Source organism: Rubrivirga sp. SAORIC476, assembly GCF_002283555.1.
Taxonomy (GTDB): Bacteria; Bacteroidota; Rhodothermia; order Rhodothermales; family Rubricoccaceae; genus Rubrivirga.
The window spans coordinates 175651-192970 of sequence record NZ_MVOI01000006.1 but is presented as its reverse complement, the minus strand read 5'-3'; the positions used below and the strand labels follow the sequence as shown (position 1 = coordinate 192970).

The window sequence follows — 17320 nt, the reverse complement described above, 5'->3', positions numbered from 1 at the left end:
GCCCGACCCCGACCGGCAGCCCTACGTCGCACCGCATCACGCGTTCATCGTGCGCGACACGAAGGACCATCCACGAAGGCGTCTCCGTTGACATCGCCCCAGGCGCGCCCCCCCCAGCCCCCCGTCGAGAAACAAGAGCCGGTTCACGTGGGCGTCGAACTCGTCCAACGCGGGCTGGGCCGAGGCGGTGACCGAGGCGAGCAGAGTGAGGACGGCGAGGTGGGTCGCGAGGTGCAAGGGCGGGGCCACTCAGGCCAGAGAGCCGATGGCCGCGTCGCAGGGCGTGCTGCGGTGCACCGGGGCGAAGTCGGCGCTACACTCCGGCGCTCTCCACTCCCCATGATGGCCGACCGCGAGGCTCCCGCGTCCACCGCCCGTTTCGGCACGTTCGCCGGCGTGTTCACGCCGAACGTGCTCACGATCCTGGGCATCATCCTCTTCCTGCGCACCGGCTGGGTGGTCGGGCAGGCGGGGCTGTGGGGCGCGCTCGTCATCATCCTGCTCGCGAACGCGATCTCGTTCCTGACCGGGCTCTCGCTCTCGTCCATCGCGACGAGCATGGACGTACGGGCGGGCGGCAACTACTACCTCATCTCGCGGTCGCTGGGGCTGGAGATCGGCGGCGCGATCGGGATCCCGCTGTACCTCTCGCAGGCGATCTCGGTGGCGTTCTACATCATCGGCTTCGTGGAGGCGATGTCCGTCGTGCCGTTCATGGCCGGCCTGGACCCGCAACTTCTGGCGACCGGCGTGGCGCTCGCGTTCGTCGTGATCGCGTACGTCGGGGCGGACTTCGCGCTCAAGATCCAGTTCGGCATCCTGGCAGTCCTGGTGGCCGCCCTGGTGTCGTTCTTCGCGGGCGGCTGGGGCGACATCAGCGCGCCGACGGCCGGGCTGGCCAGCGGCGAGGGCGTCTCGTTCTGGGTCGTGTTCGCGGTCTTCTTCCCCGCCGTGACCGGCATCGAGGTGGGCATCTCGCTCTCGGGCGACCTCAAAGACCCGTCGCGGAGCATCCCCGTCGGCACCATCGCGTCGATCCTGGTGACGTCCGTCGTCTATGTGGCCGCTGCGGTCTGGTTCGCGACCCACTTCACGGCCGAGGAGTTGATCTCCAACACCGCTGCCATGTCCGACCTGGCGGCCGTGCCCATTCTGATCCTGGCGGGCGTCGCCGCGAGCACGCTGTCGAGCGCACTGGGCAGCGTGCTCGCCGCCCCGCGGACACTGGAGGCCGTCGCGAGTGACCGCGTGGTGCCGCGCTGGATGGCCGGGCGGATGGGCAGCCCGACTGAGCCCCGCGCGGCGGTGTTGCTGACGGGCCTCGTGGCGGTCGCCGTGATCTGGGCGGGCGACATCGACGCCGTCGCGCCGGTCATCACGATGTTCTTCCTGAACACGTACGGCATGGTGAACCTGGTGGCCGCGCTGGAGAAGGCCGTCGGCAACCCGAGCTTCCGGCCGACCTTCGCCGTGCCGGTGCTGGTCCCCGCGCTGGGCGCGCTGGGCTGCTACGGGGCCATGTTCCTGATCAACGCGCCCGCCACCGTGGCTGCCATCGTGGTCACGTACGGCATCTACTTCGCGCTGCGACGCCGCGAGACGGTGGAGGCGTGGGGCGACGTGCGGAGCGGCGTCTGGACCTCGCTGGCGCGGTTCGCGCTCCTCAAGCTGGAGCGCAAGGCGCCCGACCCGCGCAACTGGCGGCCCAACCTGATGGTGTTCACCGGTCAGCCCCACAACCGCGAGCGGCTGGTTTCCCTGGCCAACTGGCTCAGCCTCGGGCGCGGCGTGGTCACCTTCAGCCAGCTCATCACCGGGGCCATCGACGAGCCCAACAAACCCGCGCTGCGGCGGCAGGCGCGCGAGCGGATCCGGACCTACATCCGCGACCACCGGATGGCGGCGTTCGCCGAGGCGCAGATCGTGTCCGACTTCGCCTCGGGCGCCGTGGCCGTCGCCCAGTCGCACGGCGTCGGGCGGCTGGAGGCCAACGCGGTGCTGATGGGCTGGAGCGGGTCGGCGGGAGGGCGGGCCCTGCTGCTCCGCGTCCTCCGCGACCTCGCCGACCTCGGCAAGGCCGTCCTCTTCCTGCGCGTCGACGACGCGCGAGGCTTCGGCGCGCGGCGGACGATCCAGGTCTGGTGGGGCGGGCGCGGCGGCAACGGCGACCTGATGCTGCTGCTCGCCCACCTCGTCCGCCGCCACCGTGACTGGGACGGCGCCACGCTCCGGGTCCTGCGCATGGTGGGCCGCGAGGAGGCCGTCGCGGGCGTTCGCGCCGAGACCGAGCGCCTGCTGGAGGCAGTCCGCGTGGAGGCCGAGGTGGTGGTCCTGGTTCGGGCCGACCGCGACCGGCCCTTCGCGGACCTCGTCCGCGAGCACTCCGCCGACGCCGACCTGACGGTCCTCGGCATGCAGCGCCCCGACGCGGGCGAGGCGGATGCCTACGGCGAAGGCCTCGACGGGCTGGCCGCCGCCGCGGGCACTGTGCTCCTCGTCCACAGCGGCGCGCCCGAGGAAGCGACGCTCTGACCTGCCGAGGCGAGCGGTGGCAGCCGTAGACTCCACCATGGCCCTCTGGTGGATCCTCATCCCGCTCGCCTTCCTGGTCGTCTTCCCTCTCTTCTGGAGCGGGGTCGTGTGGATCATCGCGCAGATGGGCTGGGCCCGATTCGCCCGGCACTACCAGACCGACGCGCCGCCGACGAGCCGCCGCTTTCGGTTCACGAGTGGCGCCGTCGGCCTGTCGAACTACAACAGCGCGCTCCACGTGGCCATCGAGCCGGAGGGCCTCCACCTGAGCGTCCCGCTCCCGTTCCGCCCCGGCCACCCGCCCCTCCTCATCCCATGGGAGGACATCGTCGACGTGCGCAAGCGGTCCGTGCTGTGGATGACGAGCTACGCGCTCCAGGTCGGGACGCCCCACGTGGGCACGGTGTCTGTTCAGGAGAAAGTCCTCCAGGCGATCCGGGAGGCGCGCACAGACCCCGCCTTTACCGCCGGACGATCGTCGTCGTGACGTCCTCAGTGCCAGTCCTCGCGCGGACGAGGTAGAGCCCCGGCGCCCAGCCCGACGCGTCCACAGAGACCGGCTGCTGGCCGAGAACCTCCCTCGCCCACACCTGGCGCCCCCGCGCGTCGAACGCCTCCAGCGTCACCGCCTCGCCCGCCACGCCGCCGAGGCGGAGGGTGAGGGCGCCCGCGGTGGGATTCGGGCCGCCCCCCAGCGTCAGGCCGCCCGCCTCGGGCGCGGCGTCGGCTGCGACCGCGTAGCGCTCGCCAACCTCGTAGACCGAGCCATCGTCCAGACGGACGCGGGCGTAGGTCAAATTGCGCCAGCAGCCCGTACAGAAGCCGGGCGTCTCCCCTGCGTAGCCGATGGGCGCGGCGTAGTACGGCAAGGTGCCGGGATCAGCGGGCCCAAGCGGGTAAAACGTCTTCGTCGCCGCGACCTCCATCTCGCCCGGTGGGGGGAGGCCTCGCCCTCCGCCCCCAAAGGGGATGACCGCGTCCACCTGCCCGCCGACGTACGTGTCACCGTCGGGGAACGTCTCGTCCCAGCACACGATGGCCGCTCCGAAGTCTCCGCGGAAGGAGCACTCGAATGCACCCTCCCGCGTGCCGCCCCACTGAACGGGCCGCGCGGAGGTCGAGTCGAAGCGGACGAGCGTCGTCCGGGACGAGTGCCAGCCCATGCCGTCGTCGTCGTTCCGCGACCGCACCTCGACGAAGTAGGTCCGTCCCTCGATGACCGTGTCGCGGAGGATCTCTCGACGCAGGAAATACCCCTCGGTCAGCGGCAGCAGACCCTGGTTGGCATATTCCCAGACGTTGCCGACCGCCAGCGGGTAGTACTGGTGCGGAGGGGTCGGGTCCGGGATCGGCTCCCCCTCCGGCTGCGCCGACACGGCCACCGAGGCGGACAGGGCGAGGAGGACGAAGAGGAAAGCCGTTCGCATACCAAAGCATATCGACGCTCGCCACGGAATCCAACCTCTACGTCCGACGCTCCGCGGCGACGGACACCGAACGGGTCCCCCCTCGCGTACGTTGGGGCTGTCTGCGAGGGCGCTCTCCGGGGACGCCCGACGCCGACGGCCCCGCCCGCGCCGCATTCTTGTGCCATGACTCCCGACCTCACCGAGCGCGTCGTCCTCGTGGACGCCGCCGACCGCGAACTGGGCACGGCCGAAAAGCTGGCCGTCCACCGCGATGGGCGGCTGCACCGCGCCGTGTCCGTGTTCCTGTTCGACGACCGCGGCCGGTGGCTCCTCCAGCGCCGCGCAGACGGCAAGTACCACTCGCCGGGCCTCTGGTCGAACACGGCCTGCACGCACCCGCGCCCCGGCGAGACGCCTGACGCCGCGGCCCACCGCCGCCTCGACGAGGAGATGGGCGTCCGCTGCCTCCTCCAGCCCGCCTTCTCGCGCGTCTACCGGGCCGACCTCGTCGGCCCCGAGAAGCTGGTGGAGCACGAGTTGGACCACGTCTTCGTCGGCCGCTTCCAGGGGACGCCGGTGCCCGCCGCCGCGGAGGTGTCGAGTTGGGAGTGGGCCGAAGCCGACGTGCTCCGGGCGGACATGGCCACCCGGCCGGACCGCTACACGCCGTGGTTCCGCCTCTTCCGCGACGAGGTCGCCGAGGCGGCACGCGGCTTCGGGGCGTCGTAACTCCGCGGACCACGGGTCCGTAGGGCGAGCACACACACCCTCCCGACCGTGTCCGCCCGCTCCGCCCTCATCTCCGACGTCGTCACGTACAACGCCCGCGTCTGGCTGGCAGGCCTGGCGGCGACCCTGCTGGTCCCCCTGTCGTTCGCCGCCCTCGCCGTGGACCTGCTGACGGGCACCGCCGACGACCCGGACGGCCTTGCCCGCCGCGTCTTGCGGATGAGCGCGACGCTGGAGGCCAAGCTGGATGTCCACGGGGACCTGACGGACGTGCGGGTGACCGAGCAGGCGTAGCGCCCTGCGAGGCGGCTCCCCTCGGCGCCGAGGGGGGCAGGGCCAGACGCCGTCCCGCTTTCCGCGAGCGAGGCGCGCACGACGGGTAGCTTGGGCGCGTTGGCTCCCGGTCCCCCCACCCGTCCCCCGATGTCCCGCGCCTGGCCGCTCGCCCTGTCCCTCGTCCTCGCCGTCGCGGCCGTCCTCTGGCTCGCCCCGCCCTCCCAGGCCGACGCCGACGGACAGGAGGCCCAGACCCTCGCCATCATCGACGAGATCCTGGCCGACGCCGACCTGCCGTCGGCCATCTGGGGCATCGAGGTCCGCGACGCCCGCGACGGGCGCGTGGTGCTGAGCCGCAACGCGGACAAGAACCTGCTCCCGGCCTCCAACCTGAAGCTGTTCACGACCGCCGTCGCCCTCGACCGCCTCGGCCCGACGTTCCGCTACACGACGCGCCTCTACCACTTCGGCGAGGTCTCGGCCGACGGCACGCTCCGGGGCGACCTCGTCATCCGCGGCTCCGGCGACCCCACCTTCGGCAGTGAGGGCCACGGCGACCCGCTCGAGACCTGGGCCGAGGCGCTCGTGGCCGCGGGCGTCCGCCGCATCGACGGCCGCATCATCGGCGACGACGACGCGTTCGAGGACGCGCGCTACGGCGAGGGCTGGGACGTGACCCACATCGCGACCGAGAGCTACGCGCCGCCCGCGGGCGGCCTCGTCTGGGGCGACAACCTCGTCTCCATCCGCATCGAGGGGACGAGCCCGGGCCAGGCGCCGCGCTTCGAGTCCGACCCGCCCGGCTTCGCGGCCGTCACTGGCGACGCCGTGACGCGGTCCGGCGGGGGCCGCATCGACATCGAGCGGACGCTGGGGACGGACACGTTCGTGCTCCGCGGCGGCGTCCCCTCCAACTACCGCGGCACGCTCCGCGTCCCGGTCGCCAACCCGACCCTCTTCGCCGTCCACGCCTTCGCGTTGCGCCTGGAGGAAGCGGGCATCGACGTGTCCCGCGCCGTGCGCGTCGACGTGGACGACTCGCAGCAGAAGCCGTCCTATGACGGCGCCGAGCCGCTGCAGGCCTACGTCTCGCCGACGCTCGACGAGATCGTGGAGCGCATCAACCGCGAGTCGGACAACCTCTACGCCGAGCAGGTCTTCCGCACGATCGGCGGCGGCGACACGGACACCGCCGAGGACCGCGTGCAGGCGTTCGTGACGGCGGCGGGCGTCGACGGCGGCGACCTCTACCTCGCCGACGGCTCGGGCCTCTCGCGCAAGGACATGGTGACGCCGGCCTCGCTGGGCGCCGTCCTCCGCGCGATGCGGGCCCACCCCGCCAGCGGGGCGTTCCGGCGGTCGCTCCCCGAGGGCGGCGGCGCCGGCTCGACGCTGCGCAACCGGCTCTCAGGCGTGCCGGTCCGCGCCAAGACCGGCTCGCTGCTGGCCGTCCGCTGCCTCGCGGGCTACGTCGACGGGCCGAGCGGGACGCCGTACGTGTTCGTGTTGATGGCGAACAACTACACGACCAGCGGCGGGCGGATCGCGCAGGCGCAGGACGACATCGTGCGCGCCCTCGCCACCGGCCGCCGTGTCCCGGCGGACGAGGAGTAGCCGCGACGAAGGCCCCGCGAACCCCTCACCCGCAGGGGGCCGGTGGCCGCACCGAGGCGGACTCCCGAGCGGCTTCGCGGTGCGGCGGGACCGGACACGGCCCACGAGAGTAGGCGCGGACTCCCGTAGCTTCTCCCCCCCCTCTCCTCGTTCGTCCGCATGCCGTATGTGCTCCGCCAGGTCGCCGTGGGCCTGGCCGTGGTCCTGCTCCAGTGGCTCCTGAGCAACCTCCGGCTCTGGGATGTCTGGCCGGACGTGGTCCTGCTCTACGTCGCGTACATCGCCCTCCGGCGCGGCCGGGTGGCGGGCGCGACGGCGGGCTTCGGGGCCGGGCTGGCGATGGACCTGCTCGTGATGCCCGACGTGCTGGGTCTCAACACCGTCCTGAAGACCATCATGGGCTTCGTGATCGGCCTGTTCCGCTCCGAACAGGGAGACAACCTGAGACTGACGCCCGTCCAGGCGTTCGTCGGCGCGTTCGTGATCGCGGTCGTCCACAACGGACTGCTGACCATCGTGCTGGCGCTCGACCAGAGCACGCGGACGCCGTTCCTCGTCTTCGGCCTCTGGCTCGGCGGCGCGCTCTACACCGCCGTCGTCGCGCTCGTCGGGTCGCTGTTCCGGCGGTAAGGCTCGGCCGACCGGCTACCGGAGCGCGTCCTCCAGCGTCGTCGAGGCGTCCGTGGAGGCGTCCCGGTACTTGACGATGCAGGGCGCCGAGAGCGCGAGCCCGTTCGCCCGGCCGAAGTCAGAGTCGACGGCGCGGCTGCCCGGCACCACGACCGCGCCCGCCGGGATCTCCAGCGGCCCCGCCTCGGTGGAGCGGAGGACGGTCTCGTTGACGAGGTCGTAGACCCGCGTCGAGCGCGTCAGGATGACACCCGCTGCCAGCACCGCGCGCTCGCGGACGACCGTCCCCTCGTAGACGCCGCAGCCGCCCCCGACGAACACGTCGTCCTCGATCACGACCGGCGCCGCGCCGATGGGCTCCAGCACGCCGCCGACCTGAGCCGCCGCGCTCAGGTGGACCCGCTCGCCGATCTGGCCGCAGCTCCCGACCAGCGCGTGGCTGTCGACCATCGTGCCCGCCCCCACGTACGCGCCCACGTTGACGTACATCGGCGGCATGCAGACGACGCCCGGCGCGAGGTACGACCCGCGCCGCACGGTCGACCCGCCCGGCACGATGCGGACGCCGCGGTCCGCCCCGAAGCGCTGGATCGGGTAGGTGTCCTTGTCGAAGAAGGCGAACTCGTCGCCGGACAGGTCCACGATGGCGCCGAGGCGGAAGCCCAGCAGGATGCCACGCTTGACCCAGCCGTTGGCGCGCCACGTGCCGTCGTCACCCTTCTCGGCGGCGCGGATCGTGCCCGCTTCGAGCGCGTCGAGGAGGGCCTCGAAGTCCGCGCGGGCGTCGGGGCCGGGCGCCTCGGCGTGGCGGTCGATGGCGGACTGGAGAGCGGCGAGATCGGACATGGGAGTTCGGAGTTCGGAGTTCGGAGTTCGGAGTTCGGAGTTCGGAGTTCGGAGTTCGGAAAGGTGGCGGACGGTGCCCCGGCGTGCAACGGGTTCACGGAATCCACCCCGAGCCGGCTTGCGTCCGGCCTGGGTAGCCTCGTCCTGCAGCACCCCACTCCCGGACTTCCCTAATCCATGAAGTGCAGGATCCGGTGGAGGCGGTTCTGGCGGTCCAGTTCCGCGACGAGCAGCCCCGTCGTGATGCCATTGGCGGAGACCCGGCGCCAGGGTGCGCGCACCCAGTGGTGGTGCGTGCTGTGCGGGCCGAGTTCGAACGCGCCTCCCGAATCGGGCATCCCCAGAAACGCCACCATCGCGGCCTGCCCCTCCACCGGCCGGTCGGACTCCGAGCCGAGGTACGTGACCTCCGGCGCAGCGCACGCATGGATGAGCGCCCAGCGGGCGTCCGGGTCCTCGGTGTTCCAGGCCTCCGCGTAGCGGCGGAGGGTCGTGTCGAGGTCGGGTCGGTAGCCCATCGGGAGCGTGGCTGAGTGGAGAGGAGGAATCGGCCGGTCGGGCGCCGTTCCGAAATGCGGTCGCGCGTCTACGCGGCCCGGCCCGCCTCGGTGACCGCCGCGTAGGCCGCGAGCACGTGCGCAGCCCCCGCCTCGGTGAGCGGCGCCAGCGGGAGGCGGAGGGTCGGCTCCATGCGCCCCTGGGCGGCAAGGACGGCCTTCAGCGGGCCCGGGTTGGCCTCGTGGAAGCTGGCCCGCATCGCGTCGAGAAGGGCGAAGTGGAGCGCCCGTGCCCCTGCGAGGTCGTCCTCCAGCGCGCGGCGCACCAGTTCGGCGACGGGCCCCGGCGCGGCGTTGGCGATGACCGAGATCAGCCCGTCCGCCCCGAGGGCGACGGTGGGGAGCGCGAGATCGTCGTCGCCGGAGTAGACCGCGACGCCGTCCGGCGCGTGCGCCAGCAGGTCCGCGATCTGGTTGAGGTCGCCCGACGCCTCCTTCACCCCGACGACGCTCGGCACGAGGTCCAGCACGGACAGCGTCGTCTCCGCCGTCAGGTTCGAGCCCGTCCGGCCGGGGACGTTGTAGAGGATGATCGGGCAGTCGGTCACGTCGGCGACGGCCGCGAGGTGGGCGCGCACGCCCGCGGGCGTCGGCTTGTTGTAGTACGGCCCGACGACGAGCAGCCCGTCCGCCCCCGCCTCGGCGGCCTCGCGGGAGAAGGTGACCGTCTCGGCGGTGCTGTTGGTGCCCGTGCCCACGATCACCGGGACGCGGCCCGCCGTGTGCTCCAGCGTGAGGTCCACCAGCCGCCGCCGCTCGCCGTCGGTGACGGTCGGGTTCTCGCCTGTGGTGCCGAGTACGACGAGCGCCTCGACGCCGTCGTAGGCCTCGCCGCCCCACGAGCTGCCACCGATCTGGAAGTCGATCAGCGCGCGAAACGCCGCCTCGTCGATGGCCCGCCCGTCCGGCGTGAACGGCGTGACGAGGGCGGGCGCGGTGCCGCGGAACAGAGGCTGGCGGGCGGGACCCATGGCGCGGAGGGGAGGCAGGAGGGATGGGGGACGGACTGAACGCAGGACACCGGCGACAGGCTCCGCCTATCCCTCCGTCCCCTCCCCCTGCAGCATGTCCTCCAGCGTGAAGACGCCCTGGCGGCCCGCGACCCACTCGGCGGCGCGGACGGCGCCGAGGGCGAACGCCCGGCGGCTCTTGGCCGTGTGGACGATCTGGATCTGGTCCACCTCGCTGTCGAGCGCCACGGTGTGCTCGCCGAGCACGCGGCCGAGCCGCTGGCTGGTCACGTGGAGCGCCGCCGGGTCGATGGCACCGTGCTGCGTCTCGGCCTCGATGTGCGTCTTGCGGCCCAGCCCCGCGAGCAGTTCCTCCGCCAGCCGGAGCGCCGTGCCGCTGGGGCTGTCCAGCTTGCCCGTGTGGTGCACCTCGTGGACGGCGGCGTCGTACTCGTCGAGGCGGTCCAGCAGTGGCAGCAGGCCCGCCAGCGCCCGCGATACGAGCGCCAGCCCGAGCGAGAAGTTGGGCGCCCACAGCAGCCCGTTCTGCCCCTCTGCCACCCACTCCACGACCTGGTCGAGGTGGTCGGTCCACCCCGTCGTGCCGACGACCGCGTCGACGCCCCAGAAGGCGTAGCGGTGGATCTGGTCGAGGGCGACCTCCGGGATGGAGAAGTCGATCACCGCCTCGGCGCCGTTCAGTGCGGAGGCGTCGCGGGCGTCGAGCAGGGGCGCTTCGGCGTCGAAGCGGGCGACGATGGCATGGCCGCGCTCGGCGGCCACGGCATCGACGGCCTGCCCCATCCGTCCGGTGCCGACCAGGGCAAATTGCATGGGAGAGGGGGAAATATGCGCGGTCCCGAGAGAGATTGGGACCTCCTGAAACTACGGCCCCTCTCCTCGCGCCTCGCGGCGCCATGAGCCTGTCCGACCGCTGCCTGCGTTCCATAGGGCACGTCCCCTTCCTCTCTTTCGATGCGTCTCGCTCTTCTCCTCGTCCTCGGCATCGTCCTCGGGTCCTGCGACTCGGCCACCGAGCGCCCGCCCCGCGTCCTCCCCCCCAGCGAGACGATCTCGGTCACGTATCGCATCGAGCCGACCGCCCAGTACGGCGCGCCGAGCGTGGACGCGATCCGCTACACCGGCGCGGACGGGGAGACAGGCACGCTGGGGTCCGTCTCCCTCCCGTGGACGGTCCTGGTCCTCGCACCGAGGGACGAGGACCGAATCTACACGCTGGAGGGCGAGCTCAACGCCGGCGGCGAGGTGACGGGCATGGTGGCGACCATCGCGATCGACGGCGAGGTCGTGTCGCAGGGCGCGGTGCAGGGACAGGCGGGCGGCCTCAACCAGACCCGCCGCGCCACGGCGAGCTACCGCTACCGGCCGTAACGCGGGCGTAGCCCCTACCGCATCGCCTCGGCCGCACGCACTACGTCAGCCAGGACGACGGCCGCCGTCACGTCGGCGCTGGCGCCGGGGCCCTGGAAGAAGATGGGGTGGTCGCCCGTCCGCTCGGTGCGCACGACGACGGCGATCTCGGAGCCGCGCAGCGCAGCCAGCAGCGAGCCCGCCTCGGCACGAACGCTCTCCACGCCCGCGCGAATCGCCCCGTCGGCCCCCAGCCGGGCGACGTACTGGACCTCCCCCGCGGACGCGCCGCCGAGACGGGCCTGCCACGCAGCGTCGGCCTCGGGCAGGCGTTCCCAGAACGTCTCCAGCGACACCGCCTCCAGCCCGTCCGGGACGAGGCTCTCGACCGACACGTCGGCTGCGCTCACGGCCACGCCCACCTCGCGAGCGAGCAACGCCAGCTTGCGCGCCACGTCGCGCCCCGAGAGGTCGTCCCGCACGTCGGGCTCGGCCAGCCCCGCCGTGCGGGCATCGCGGACGGCCTCCGAGAAGGCGGCGCCGTCGCGCATCCGGTTCATGACGTAGGACAGCGTTCCCGAGAGCACGCCCTCGATCTCCAGCACCCGGTCGCCGGTGCGGACGAGGTCGCGGAGGCGCCCGACCAGGCCGAGCCCGGCGCCCACGGACGCGTCGTAGAGGTAGGGCGCCTCGCCCACGCGCGACGCCCGCTGCGCCTCGCCCCAGGCGGCAGCCGACCGCCCTGTGGCCTCCTTGTTCGGCGTCACCACGGCCACACCCGCCCCGAGCCACGCCGCGTGGCGCTCGGCGACGGCCGCGCTCGCCGTCGCGTCCACCACGACGAGCCGCTCCAGCCGGGCCCCGGTGAGCCGGGTGACGAGGCCGTCGAGGTCGGTGGGATCGCCTTCCGGCAGCCGGTCGGCGGCGGAGGCCGGGTCGAGGCCCGACGGGTCCCACAGCAGACGCCGACTGTCGGCCACGCCCGCCAGCACGACGTTCAGGCCGTGGTCGAGCAGCCGGGGGATCTGCGCGTCGAGGAGCGCCAGCAGGCGGCGCCCGAGCGAGCCCGCACCGACGACCACGAGGTGCGTCCGCAGGCGCCGCATCGCGAACGCCTCGTGCAGCGCGCCGACGGCCAGCGCCGCCTCGGCGTCGGCGACGACGGCCGAGATCGTATGGTCGCCCCCGCCCTGCGCGACCGCCCGCACGTTGACGTGGGCGCTGGCGAGCGTCGCGAAGAAGCGCCCCGCGAGCCCGGCCGCGGCGTGCATCCCCGACCCGACCGCCGCCACCACCGCCCCGCCCGCCTCGGCGCGGACGCTGCGCACGTCGCCCCGCTCCAGCTCGCGCGCCAGCGCGCGCTCCAGCAGGCGCACCACCGCGTCGGCGTCGGCCTGACGGATGGCGAGGCCGATGCTGCCCTCCGCCGACGCCTGGGCCACGAGGAACACCGGCACGCCCGCCTCGGCCAGCGGCTCGAAGATGCGCCGCGCGAGGTCCGGCACCTCCAGCACCGACGCGCCATCCACCCGGATCAGCGCCGCGTCACGGATGGCGGTCACGGCGCGGATCGACGGCGGCACGTCCGGGTCGGCCGGGCCGATCTCGGTGCCCGCCGCCTCGGGCCGGAGCGTGTTCTTGATGCGCAGCGGGATGCCGCCCCTCAGCAGCGGGCGCATCGTGCGCGGGTGCAGCACCTTGGCACCGAAGTGGGCCAGTTCGGCGGCCTCCTGGTAGCTCAGCCGCGGCAGCGAGAAGGCGTCCGGCACCTGGCGCGGGTCGGCCGAGAGCACGCCGTCCACGTCGGTCCAGATGACGCACTCGGCGGCGTCGAGCGCGCCCGCGAGAATGGTGGCGGTGTAGTCGGAGCCCGAGCGTCCGAGCGTCGTCGTGACGCCGTCTGCGGTGGAGGCCACGAAGCCCGTCACCACCGCGACGGTATCGTCCGGCACCTCCGCGAGGGCGGCGCGGACGAGCCCGCGCGTCGCGTCGAAGTCGACGGCCGCCTCCCCGAAGCCGTCGTCGGTGCGGACGAACGCGGTCGCGTCGAGCGCCACGGCGCCGTGGCCCGCCGCCCGGAACGCCGCCGCCACGATGGGCACCGACGCCCGCTCGCCTGCCGACACGATGGCGTCCTTGAAGCGCGCGTCGCACTGCCGCAGCAGGTACACGCCGTACAGCAGCTCGCCGACCTCGGTGAACAGCGTCTCGACCTGCATCCGTACCGCCGCCTGCTCGGCCTCGGCGACGAGCGCCAGCAGCGCCGCCTCGTGCCGCTCGCGGACCTCCCGCAGGATCTCGCGATGCGCGCCCGTCCGCCCCACCGCCGCCTCGATGGCCGCCAGCAGCCGGTCGGTCACGCCCCCGAACGCCGACGACACGACCACCCGCCGCATCCCGTCCGTCTCAGGACTGGTCGACAACTCGACGACGCGGCGGACGCGGTCGGGCGTCCCGACGGAGGTGCCGCCGAACTTGGCGACGTGGATCAGGCGGTCGGACACGGCTTCGGGGGGGAGACTGCCCGAAGCTAGCGCGCCGCCCCAGCCGGACGCCGAGGCGGGCGGTGCGGAGTGGCGCGGCCATCGCGCTCCCGCATCTTCGCGTCCGCTCCATTGACCGCCCCGAGGGGTGCCGCCTATCTTGGCCGTTCGTCGCCCGGAGCGCGGCGTCCTTCGGGGCATTAGCTCAGTTGGTAGAGCGCCTCAATGGCATTGAGGAGGTCAGCGGTTCGAATCCGCTATGCTCCACACCCCGAGAACCGGCCTCTGCGCAATGCAGGGGCCGGTTTCTTGTTTCTGGCCCTGGCCTGCTCTGCGCCCTTCCTGGGACTGGACAAGACGCGAACCGGACGGACCGGCGAGGCGCGTCACATCCGGGGACCGATGCCCTGGAGCATGCCCCCGACGTCCTCTCCTCGCATGGGCGAGCCGGCCTGGGGCTGGCAGTCGTGCGGGGCGGAGAGCAGCAGCGAACCGCACTCCTGTCATCCTGAGCGCCAGCGAGGGATCTCGACGCCAACCGTCCGGCCGTCGCTCCGCGGGCGCCTCCTCGGAGCCCACGTGCGCCCCTCTTCCCCGGCGTTTCGCGGTCCCCACCCCCCCGCCTCGGTTGATTGGCGGACCCCTTCAACAAGACCCACACCGACATGGAGCGCACGCTCGCCATCATCAAGCCCGACGCCGTGGCCGCCGGCCACGCGGGCAAGATCCTCGACCGCATCCTCGACGAGGGCTTCGCCGTCCGCGCGATGGAGCTCGTCACCCTGACGCGCGGCCAGGCCGAGGGCTTCTACGCCGTCCACGCCGAGCGCCCCTTCTTCGGCGAGCTGACCGAGTTCATGTCGTCCGGCCCCTGCATCCCGCTCGTGCTGGAGCGCGACGACGCCGTTGCGAAGTGGCGCGAGGTCATCGGCGCCACCAACCCGGCCGAGGCGGCCGAGGGCACCATCCGCAAGCAGTTCGCGACGAGCATGGGCGAGAACGCCGTCCACGGCTCCGACTCGCCGGAGAACGGCGTCAAGGAGGGCCGCTACTTCTTCCCTGAGAGCGAGATCGTCCGCAACGGCGCCGACGTGATCGACGCGTAGCCGACCCGACCCCGTCCGTCTGCCGGCCGGCGCCCTTCGGGGCGTCGGCCGGTGTTCGTTCAGGTCTGCGGTGATCCCCGCGCCGACGAGGCGACGGAGGGAGGGCGCCCCCTCCCCCCTCTTCGCATGGTCGCCCGCCGCCTCGCCCCCCTCGTCGCCCTCCTGCTGCCTCTCGCCGCCCTTGCGCAGGACGGCCTGCCGGTCGGGTTCGGGTTCGCCTACCTCGGCGGCACCGACGGCCAGCCGGTCGTGACCGCCGTCGCGCCCGGCAGCGGCGCCGAGGCGGGCGGCCTCGCAGCCGGCGACTCGCTCGTCACCGTCGACGGGCAGTCCGTCACCGGCACAGTGGACGTGCAGGCGGTCCTGGTCGCCGCCCGCGACGCCGGACCGACGGCCACCTTCGAGGTCGTCCGGGACGGGGCTCCGCGGACGCTCACGCTCGGCACCGCGCCCTACGACCCCGCCGTCCTGTCCCGCCTCGCGGTCGTCTTCCTCTGCGTGTCTGGCGACTGCCTCGACGGCCAGGGCGAGTGGGCCGCCCCCGACGGCGAGCGCTACGCAGGCGCCTTCGTCGGCGGCCGACGCCACGGAGACGGGCGCCTCGCCCTCACCAATGGCGCCCTCTACGTCGGGACCTTCCGCGACGGCCTGCTCGACGGCCGCGGCACCTACATCTGGGCCGATGGCGACCTCTACGTCGGCGAGGTCCGCGACGGCGCCCCCCACGGAGACGGGGTGCGGACCTACGACGACGGCGGCGTCTACACCGGCGAGTTCGTCGGCGGGTCGCGCCACGGCACCGGCACCTTCCGCCGACCCGACGGGACGGTGTGGACGGGCGTCTGGGTGGATGGAGAGGGCGTCCGCGGCACCCACCACGCGGCCGACGGCGCGCCAGTCTCCGAAGGGCCGTTCGCCGACTGAGCCCGACGCCGACGACCTTGAAGCCTACCCCTCGGGGAGCGCGTCGAGGCGAGCCTGGACGTCGAACGGCACCGGCCCACCCACCGCGAGCGCGGCCTCGTAGAGCCATCGCGCCCGGACGCGCCCCTCCGCCTCGGCGTCTTCAGAGAGCACGTCGGCCAGAGCGACCGCCTTCTCGGCAGAAACGGCCCCGTCCTCCGACACGAGCGCGGTCACCTCGGGACGGCTCATGGCTCGAAGCCGATCCAGGCGGACGCCCAACGTCGACTGAAGGCCCTCCGCGAGAGCCTCCTCGGCCTCGACGTGGTCTCCTTCTCCTCGTCGCCCGATCACGGCCGCCAGCACCTGCGCGAGTTGATGGACCTGCCGGAGGAGAAAGTCCCTCTCGATCACCGGCCCGTCCGCCTCCCACCGCCGGACCGCGTCGGGAGCGTTCGCCCGAGGCGCGGCGCGAAGAGGTCCCGCACGTCGACCGCGTTGGTGACGGCCGGGCGCGTCGGGTCCGACACGTCGGCGCCGTCGAGGTCGAACACCTCGGTCGGGTTGTTCTCCCCGTCCACCAGCACCACGCGAGGCTGGTGCGTCTCGGCCTCCTCGGGCGTCATGTCGGCGTAGGCCATCACCACGACGAGGTCGCCGGGCGCGCAAAGGCGAGCCGCGGGCCCGTTGAGGCACACCGTCCGCGAGCCCGGTGCCGAGGGAATCGTGTAGGTCTCCAGCCGCGCCCCGTTGTGGACGTTGACGACCTGGACCCGCTCGTACGGCAGGATGCCAGCGGCCTCCATCAGCTCACGGTCGAGCGTGATCGAGCCTTCGTAGTGGAGGGCGGCCTCGGTGACGGTGAGCCGGTGCAGCTTGCCCTTGAACAGCGTGATCGTCATAGCAGAATGGAATCAGGAACTGGAGACGGGGGGCGTTCCCCCACCCCTACTTCCCCACGACCAGCGTCGTGTTGTCGATGAGTCGGGTGGTGCCGAAGTGGACGGCGAGAGCTGCAAGGTAGCGGCCCTCGGAAGGGCTTTCCGCAGAGAGCGTGTCGACCGGCTGCAGCGTGTCCGCATCGACGATCTCGATGTACTGGACGCGTGCCAGGGGCACCGTGGCGAACTGAGAGGCCATCGCCCCGCGGATCGCTGCCGCGTCGCGCGCCCCGAGCGCCACCGACGCCTCGGCCGCACGCAGCGCCTGCGACAGGACCACCGCCTGCGCCCGCTCCTCGGGCGAGAGGTAGGCATTGCGCGACGACAGCGCCAGCCCGTCGGCCTCACGCACGATCGGGTGGCCGACCAGCTCGATCCCGAAGCCGAGGTCGTCGGTCATGCGGCGCAGGATGGCCAGCTGCTGCGCGTCCTTCTGCCCGAACACGGCCAGGTGCGGACGGCATGCCAGGAAGAGCTTCGCCACCACCGTCGTGACGCCCGCGAAGTGGCCCGGCCGGTGCGCCCCGCAGAGATGCCGGTCGAGATCGCGGACTGAGACCATCGCGTAGGGCGGCAGGCCGAACGGGTACATCGTCTCGGGCGTCGGCGCGAAGACGACGTTGACGCCTGCGTCGCCCCGCTCGGGGTCAGCGAGGTGGGCGAGCAGATCGAGGTCCGCGTCCATCGTGCGCGGGTACGCCGCGAAGTCCTCGCCTGGCCCAAACTGGGTCGGGTTGACGAAGATGGAGACCGTCACGTGCCCGTCCGGCCCGACCCGCTCACGCGCTTCGCGGACCAGCGCGAGGTGACCGGCGTGGAGCGCACCGAGCGTCGGCACGAGCGCGAGGCGACGGCCCGCTGCACGCGCCGCGTCCGCCTCGGCCTGCATGGCGGGGATCTCGGAGTGGACGAGGGGGCGGGTGCTCACGGGGGCGAGTGGAGAGCGGTTCGGGTGGGGACGGGCCAAGAGGCC

The 17320-nt window shown here is 72.9% G+C and carries 18 protein-coding genes and 1 tRNA gene; 10 read left to right on the top strand and 9 right to left on the bottom strand.

The features are described from left to right. The first annotated feature begins 339 nt into the window (after positions 1 to 339). Entirely contained in the window at positions 340 to 2532 is a 2193-nt protein-coding gene (locus tag B1759_RS12350; protein ID WP_233134416.1) for a hypothetical protein, read from the top strand. A gap of 37 nt (positions 2533 to 2569) precedes the next feature. Further along, positions 2570 to 3019, top strand: coding sequence for a hypothetical protein (locus B1759_RS12345; protein ID WP_095515379.1), 450 nt, complete (start codon positions 2570 to 2572; stop codon positions 3017 to 3019). Here B1759_RS12345 and B1759_RS12340 read toward each other — a convergent pair. After that, complete coding sequence (locus B1759_RS12340; protein ID WP_158225237.1) at positions 2994 to 3959, bottom strand: T9SS type A sorting domain-containing protein; 966 nt, start codon at positions 3957 to 3959, stop codon at positions 2994 to 2996. The two genes, B1759_RS12345 and B1759_RS12340, sit on opposite strands and share 26 nt — an antisense overlap. Before the next feature lie 165 nt (positions 3960 to 4124). On the opposite strand from B1759_RS12340, the gene idi reads away from it, so the two are divergent. From idi to mreD, 4 genes are all read left to right on the top strand, one after another. After that, positions 4125 to 4670 carry an isopentenyl-diphosphate Delta-isomerase gene (gene idi / locus B1759_RS12335; protein ID WP_095515377.1) on the top strand — a complete coding sequence of 182 codons (546 nt, stop codon included), beginning with the start codon at positions 4125 to 4127 and terminating at the stop codon, positions 4668 to 4670. A 48-nt stretch (positions 4671 to 4718) separates the two neighbouring features. Continuing rightward, entirely contained in the window at positions 4719 to 4964 is a 246-nt protein-coding gene (locus tag B1759_RS12330) for a hypothetical protein (RefSeq protein WP_095515376.1), read from the top strand. Positions 4965 to 5093: 129 nt separating this feature from the next. Then, positions 5094 to 6560, top strand: a complete 1467-nt coding sequence (dacB, locus tag B1759_RS12320; protein ID WP_095515375.1) for a D-alanyl-D-alanine carboxypeptidase/D-alanyl-D-alanine-endopeptidase — start codon at positions 5094 to 5096, stop codon at positions 6558 to 6560. 159 nt (positions 6561 to 6719) lie between these two features. Continuing rightward, entirely contained in the window at positions 6720 to 7190 is a 471-nt protein-coding gene (gene mreD / locus B1759_RS12315) for a rod shape-determining protein MreD (protein WP_095515374.1), read from the top strand. Positions 7191 to 7205: 15 nt separating this feature from the next. Here mreD and B1759_RS12310 read toward each other — a convergent pair whose 3' ends face one another. From B1759_RS12310 to dapB, 4 genes are all read right to left on the bottom strand, one after another. Next, complete coding sequence (locus tag B1759_RS12310) at positions 7206 to 8036, bottom strand: 2,3,4,5-tetrahydropyridine-2,6-dicarboxylate N-succinyltransferase (RefSeq protein WP_095515373.1); 831 nt, start codon at positions 8034 to 8036, stop codon at positions 7206 to 7208. 170 nt (positions 8037 to 8206) lie between these two features. Further along, entirely contained in the window at positions 8207 to 8554 is a 348-nt protein-coding gene (locus tag B1759_RS12305) for a hypothetical protein (protein ID WP_095515372.1), read from the bottom strand. Between the two features lie 68 nt (positions 8555 to 8622). Beyond that, complete coding sequence (dapA, locus tag B1759_RS12300; protein WP_095515371.1) at positions 8623 to 9564, bottom strand: 4-hydroxy-tetrahydrodipicolinate synthase; 942 nt, start codon at positions 9562 to 9564, stop codon at positions 8623 to 8625. A 66-nt stretch (positions 9565 to 9630) separates the two neighbouring features. Beyond that, positions 9631 to 10377, bottom strand: a complete 747-nt coding sequence (gene dapB, locus B1759_RS12295) for a 4-hydroxy-tetrahydrodipicolinate reductase (RefSeq protein ID WP_095515370.1) — start codon at positions 10375 to 10377, stop codon at positions 9631 to 9633. Positions 10378 to 10518: 141 nt separating this feature from the next. Here dapB and B1759_RS12290 point away from each other — a divergent pair, with 141 nt between their 5' ends. Then, positions 10519 to 10935, top strand: coding sequence for a hypothetical protein (locus tag B1759_RS12290; RefSeq protein WP_095515369.1), 417 nt, complete (start codon positions 10519 to 10521; stop codon positions 10933 to 10935). 14 nt (positions 10936 to 10949) lie between these two features. Here the strand turns inward: B1759_RS12290 and thrA are convergent, their stop codons facing one another. Beyond that, the gene (gene thrA / locus B1759_RS12285) at positions 10950 to 13418 is read right to left on the bottom strand and encodes a bifunctional aspartate kinase/homoserine dehydrogenase I (protein ID WP_198948850.1); all 2469 of its coding nucleotides are present in this window, start codon (positions 13416 to 13418) and stop codon (positions 10950 to 10952) included. A 173-nt stretch (positions 13419 to 13591) separates the two neighbouring features. On the opposite strand from thrA, the gene B1759_RS12280 reads away from it, so the two are divergent. The 3 genes from B1759_RS12280 (at position 13592) to B1759_RS12270 (ending at position 15427) form a co-directional block, all read left to right on the top strand. Continuing rightward, positions 13592 to 13664: transfer RNA gene (locus B1759_RS12280), tRNA-Ala, on the top strand. Positions 13665 to 14062: 398 nt separating this feature from the next. Further along, entirely contained in the window at positions 14063 to 14503 is a 441-nt protein-coding gene (gene ndk, locus B1759_RS12275; RefSeq protein WP_095515983.1) for a nucleoside-diphosphate kinase, read from the top strand. Between the two features lie 126 nt (positions 14504 to 14629). Next, entirely contained in the window at positions 14630 to 15427 is a 798-nt protein-coding gene (locus B1759_RS12270) for an MORN repeat-containing protein (RefSeq protein WP_095515367.1), read from the top strand. Positions 15428 to 15451: 24 nt separating this feature from the next. On the opposite strand, the gene B1759_RS12265 is transcribed toward B1759_RS12270, so the two are convergent. From B1759_RS12265 to panC, 3 genes are read right to left on the bottom strand one after another with little or no spacing between them, the layout of a single operon-like run. Then, positions 15452 to 15820, bottom strand: coding sequence for a hypothetical protein (locus tag B1759_RS12265; RefSeq protein ID WP_095515366.1), 369 nt, complete (start codon positions 15818 to 15820; stop codon positions 15452 to 15454). Continuing rightward, complete coding sequence (panD, locus tag B1759_RS12260; protein ID WP_095515365.1) at positions 15817 to 16308, bottom strand: aspartate 1-decarboxylase; 492 nt, start codon at positions 16306 to 16308, stop codon at positions 15817 to 15819. Before panD ends, B1759_RS12265 begins: the two co-directional genes overlap by 4 nt. Before the next feature lie 46 nt (positions 16309 to 16354). Next, on the bottom strand, positions 16355 to 17245 hold the full coding sequence (gene panC, locus B1759_RS12255; RefSeq protein ID WP_369811376.1) for a pantoate--beta-alanine ligase: 891 nt from the start codon (positions 17243 to 17245) through the stop codon (positions 16355 to 16357). Positions 17246 to 17320 lie beyond the last annotated feature (75 nt).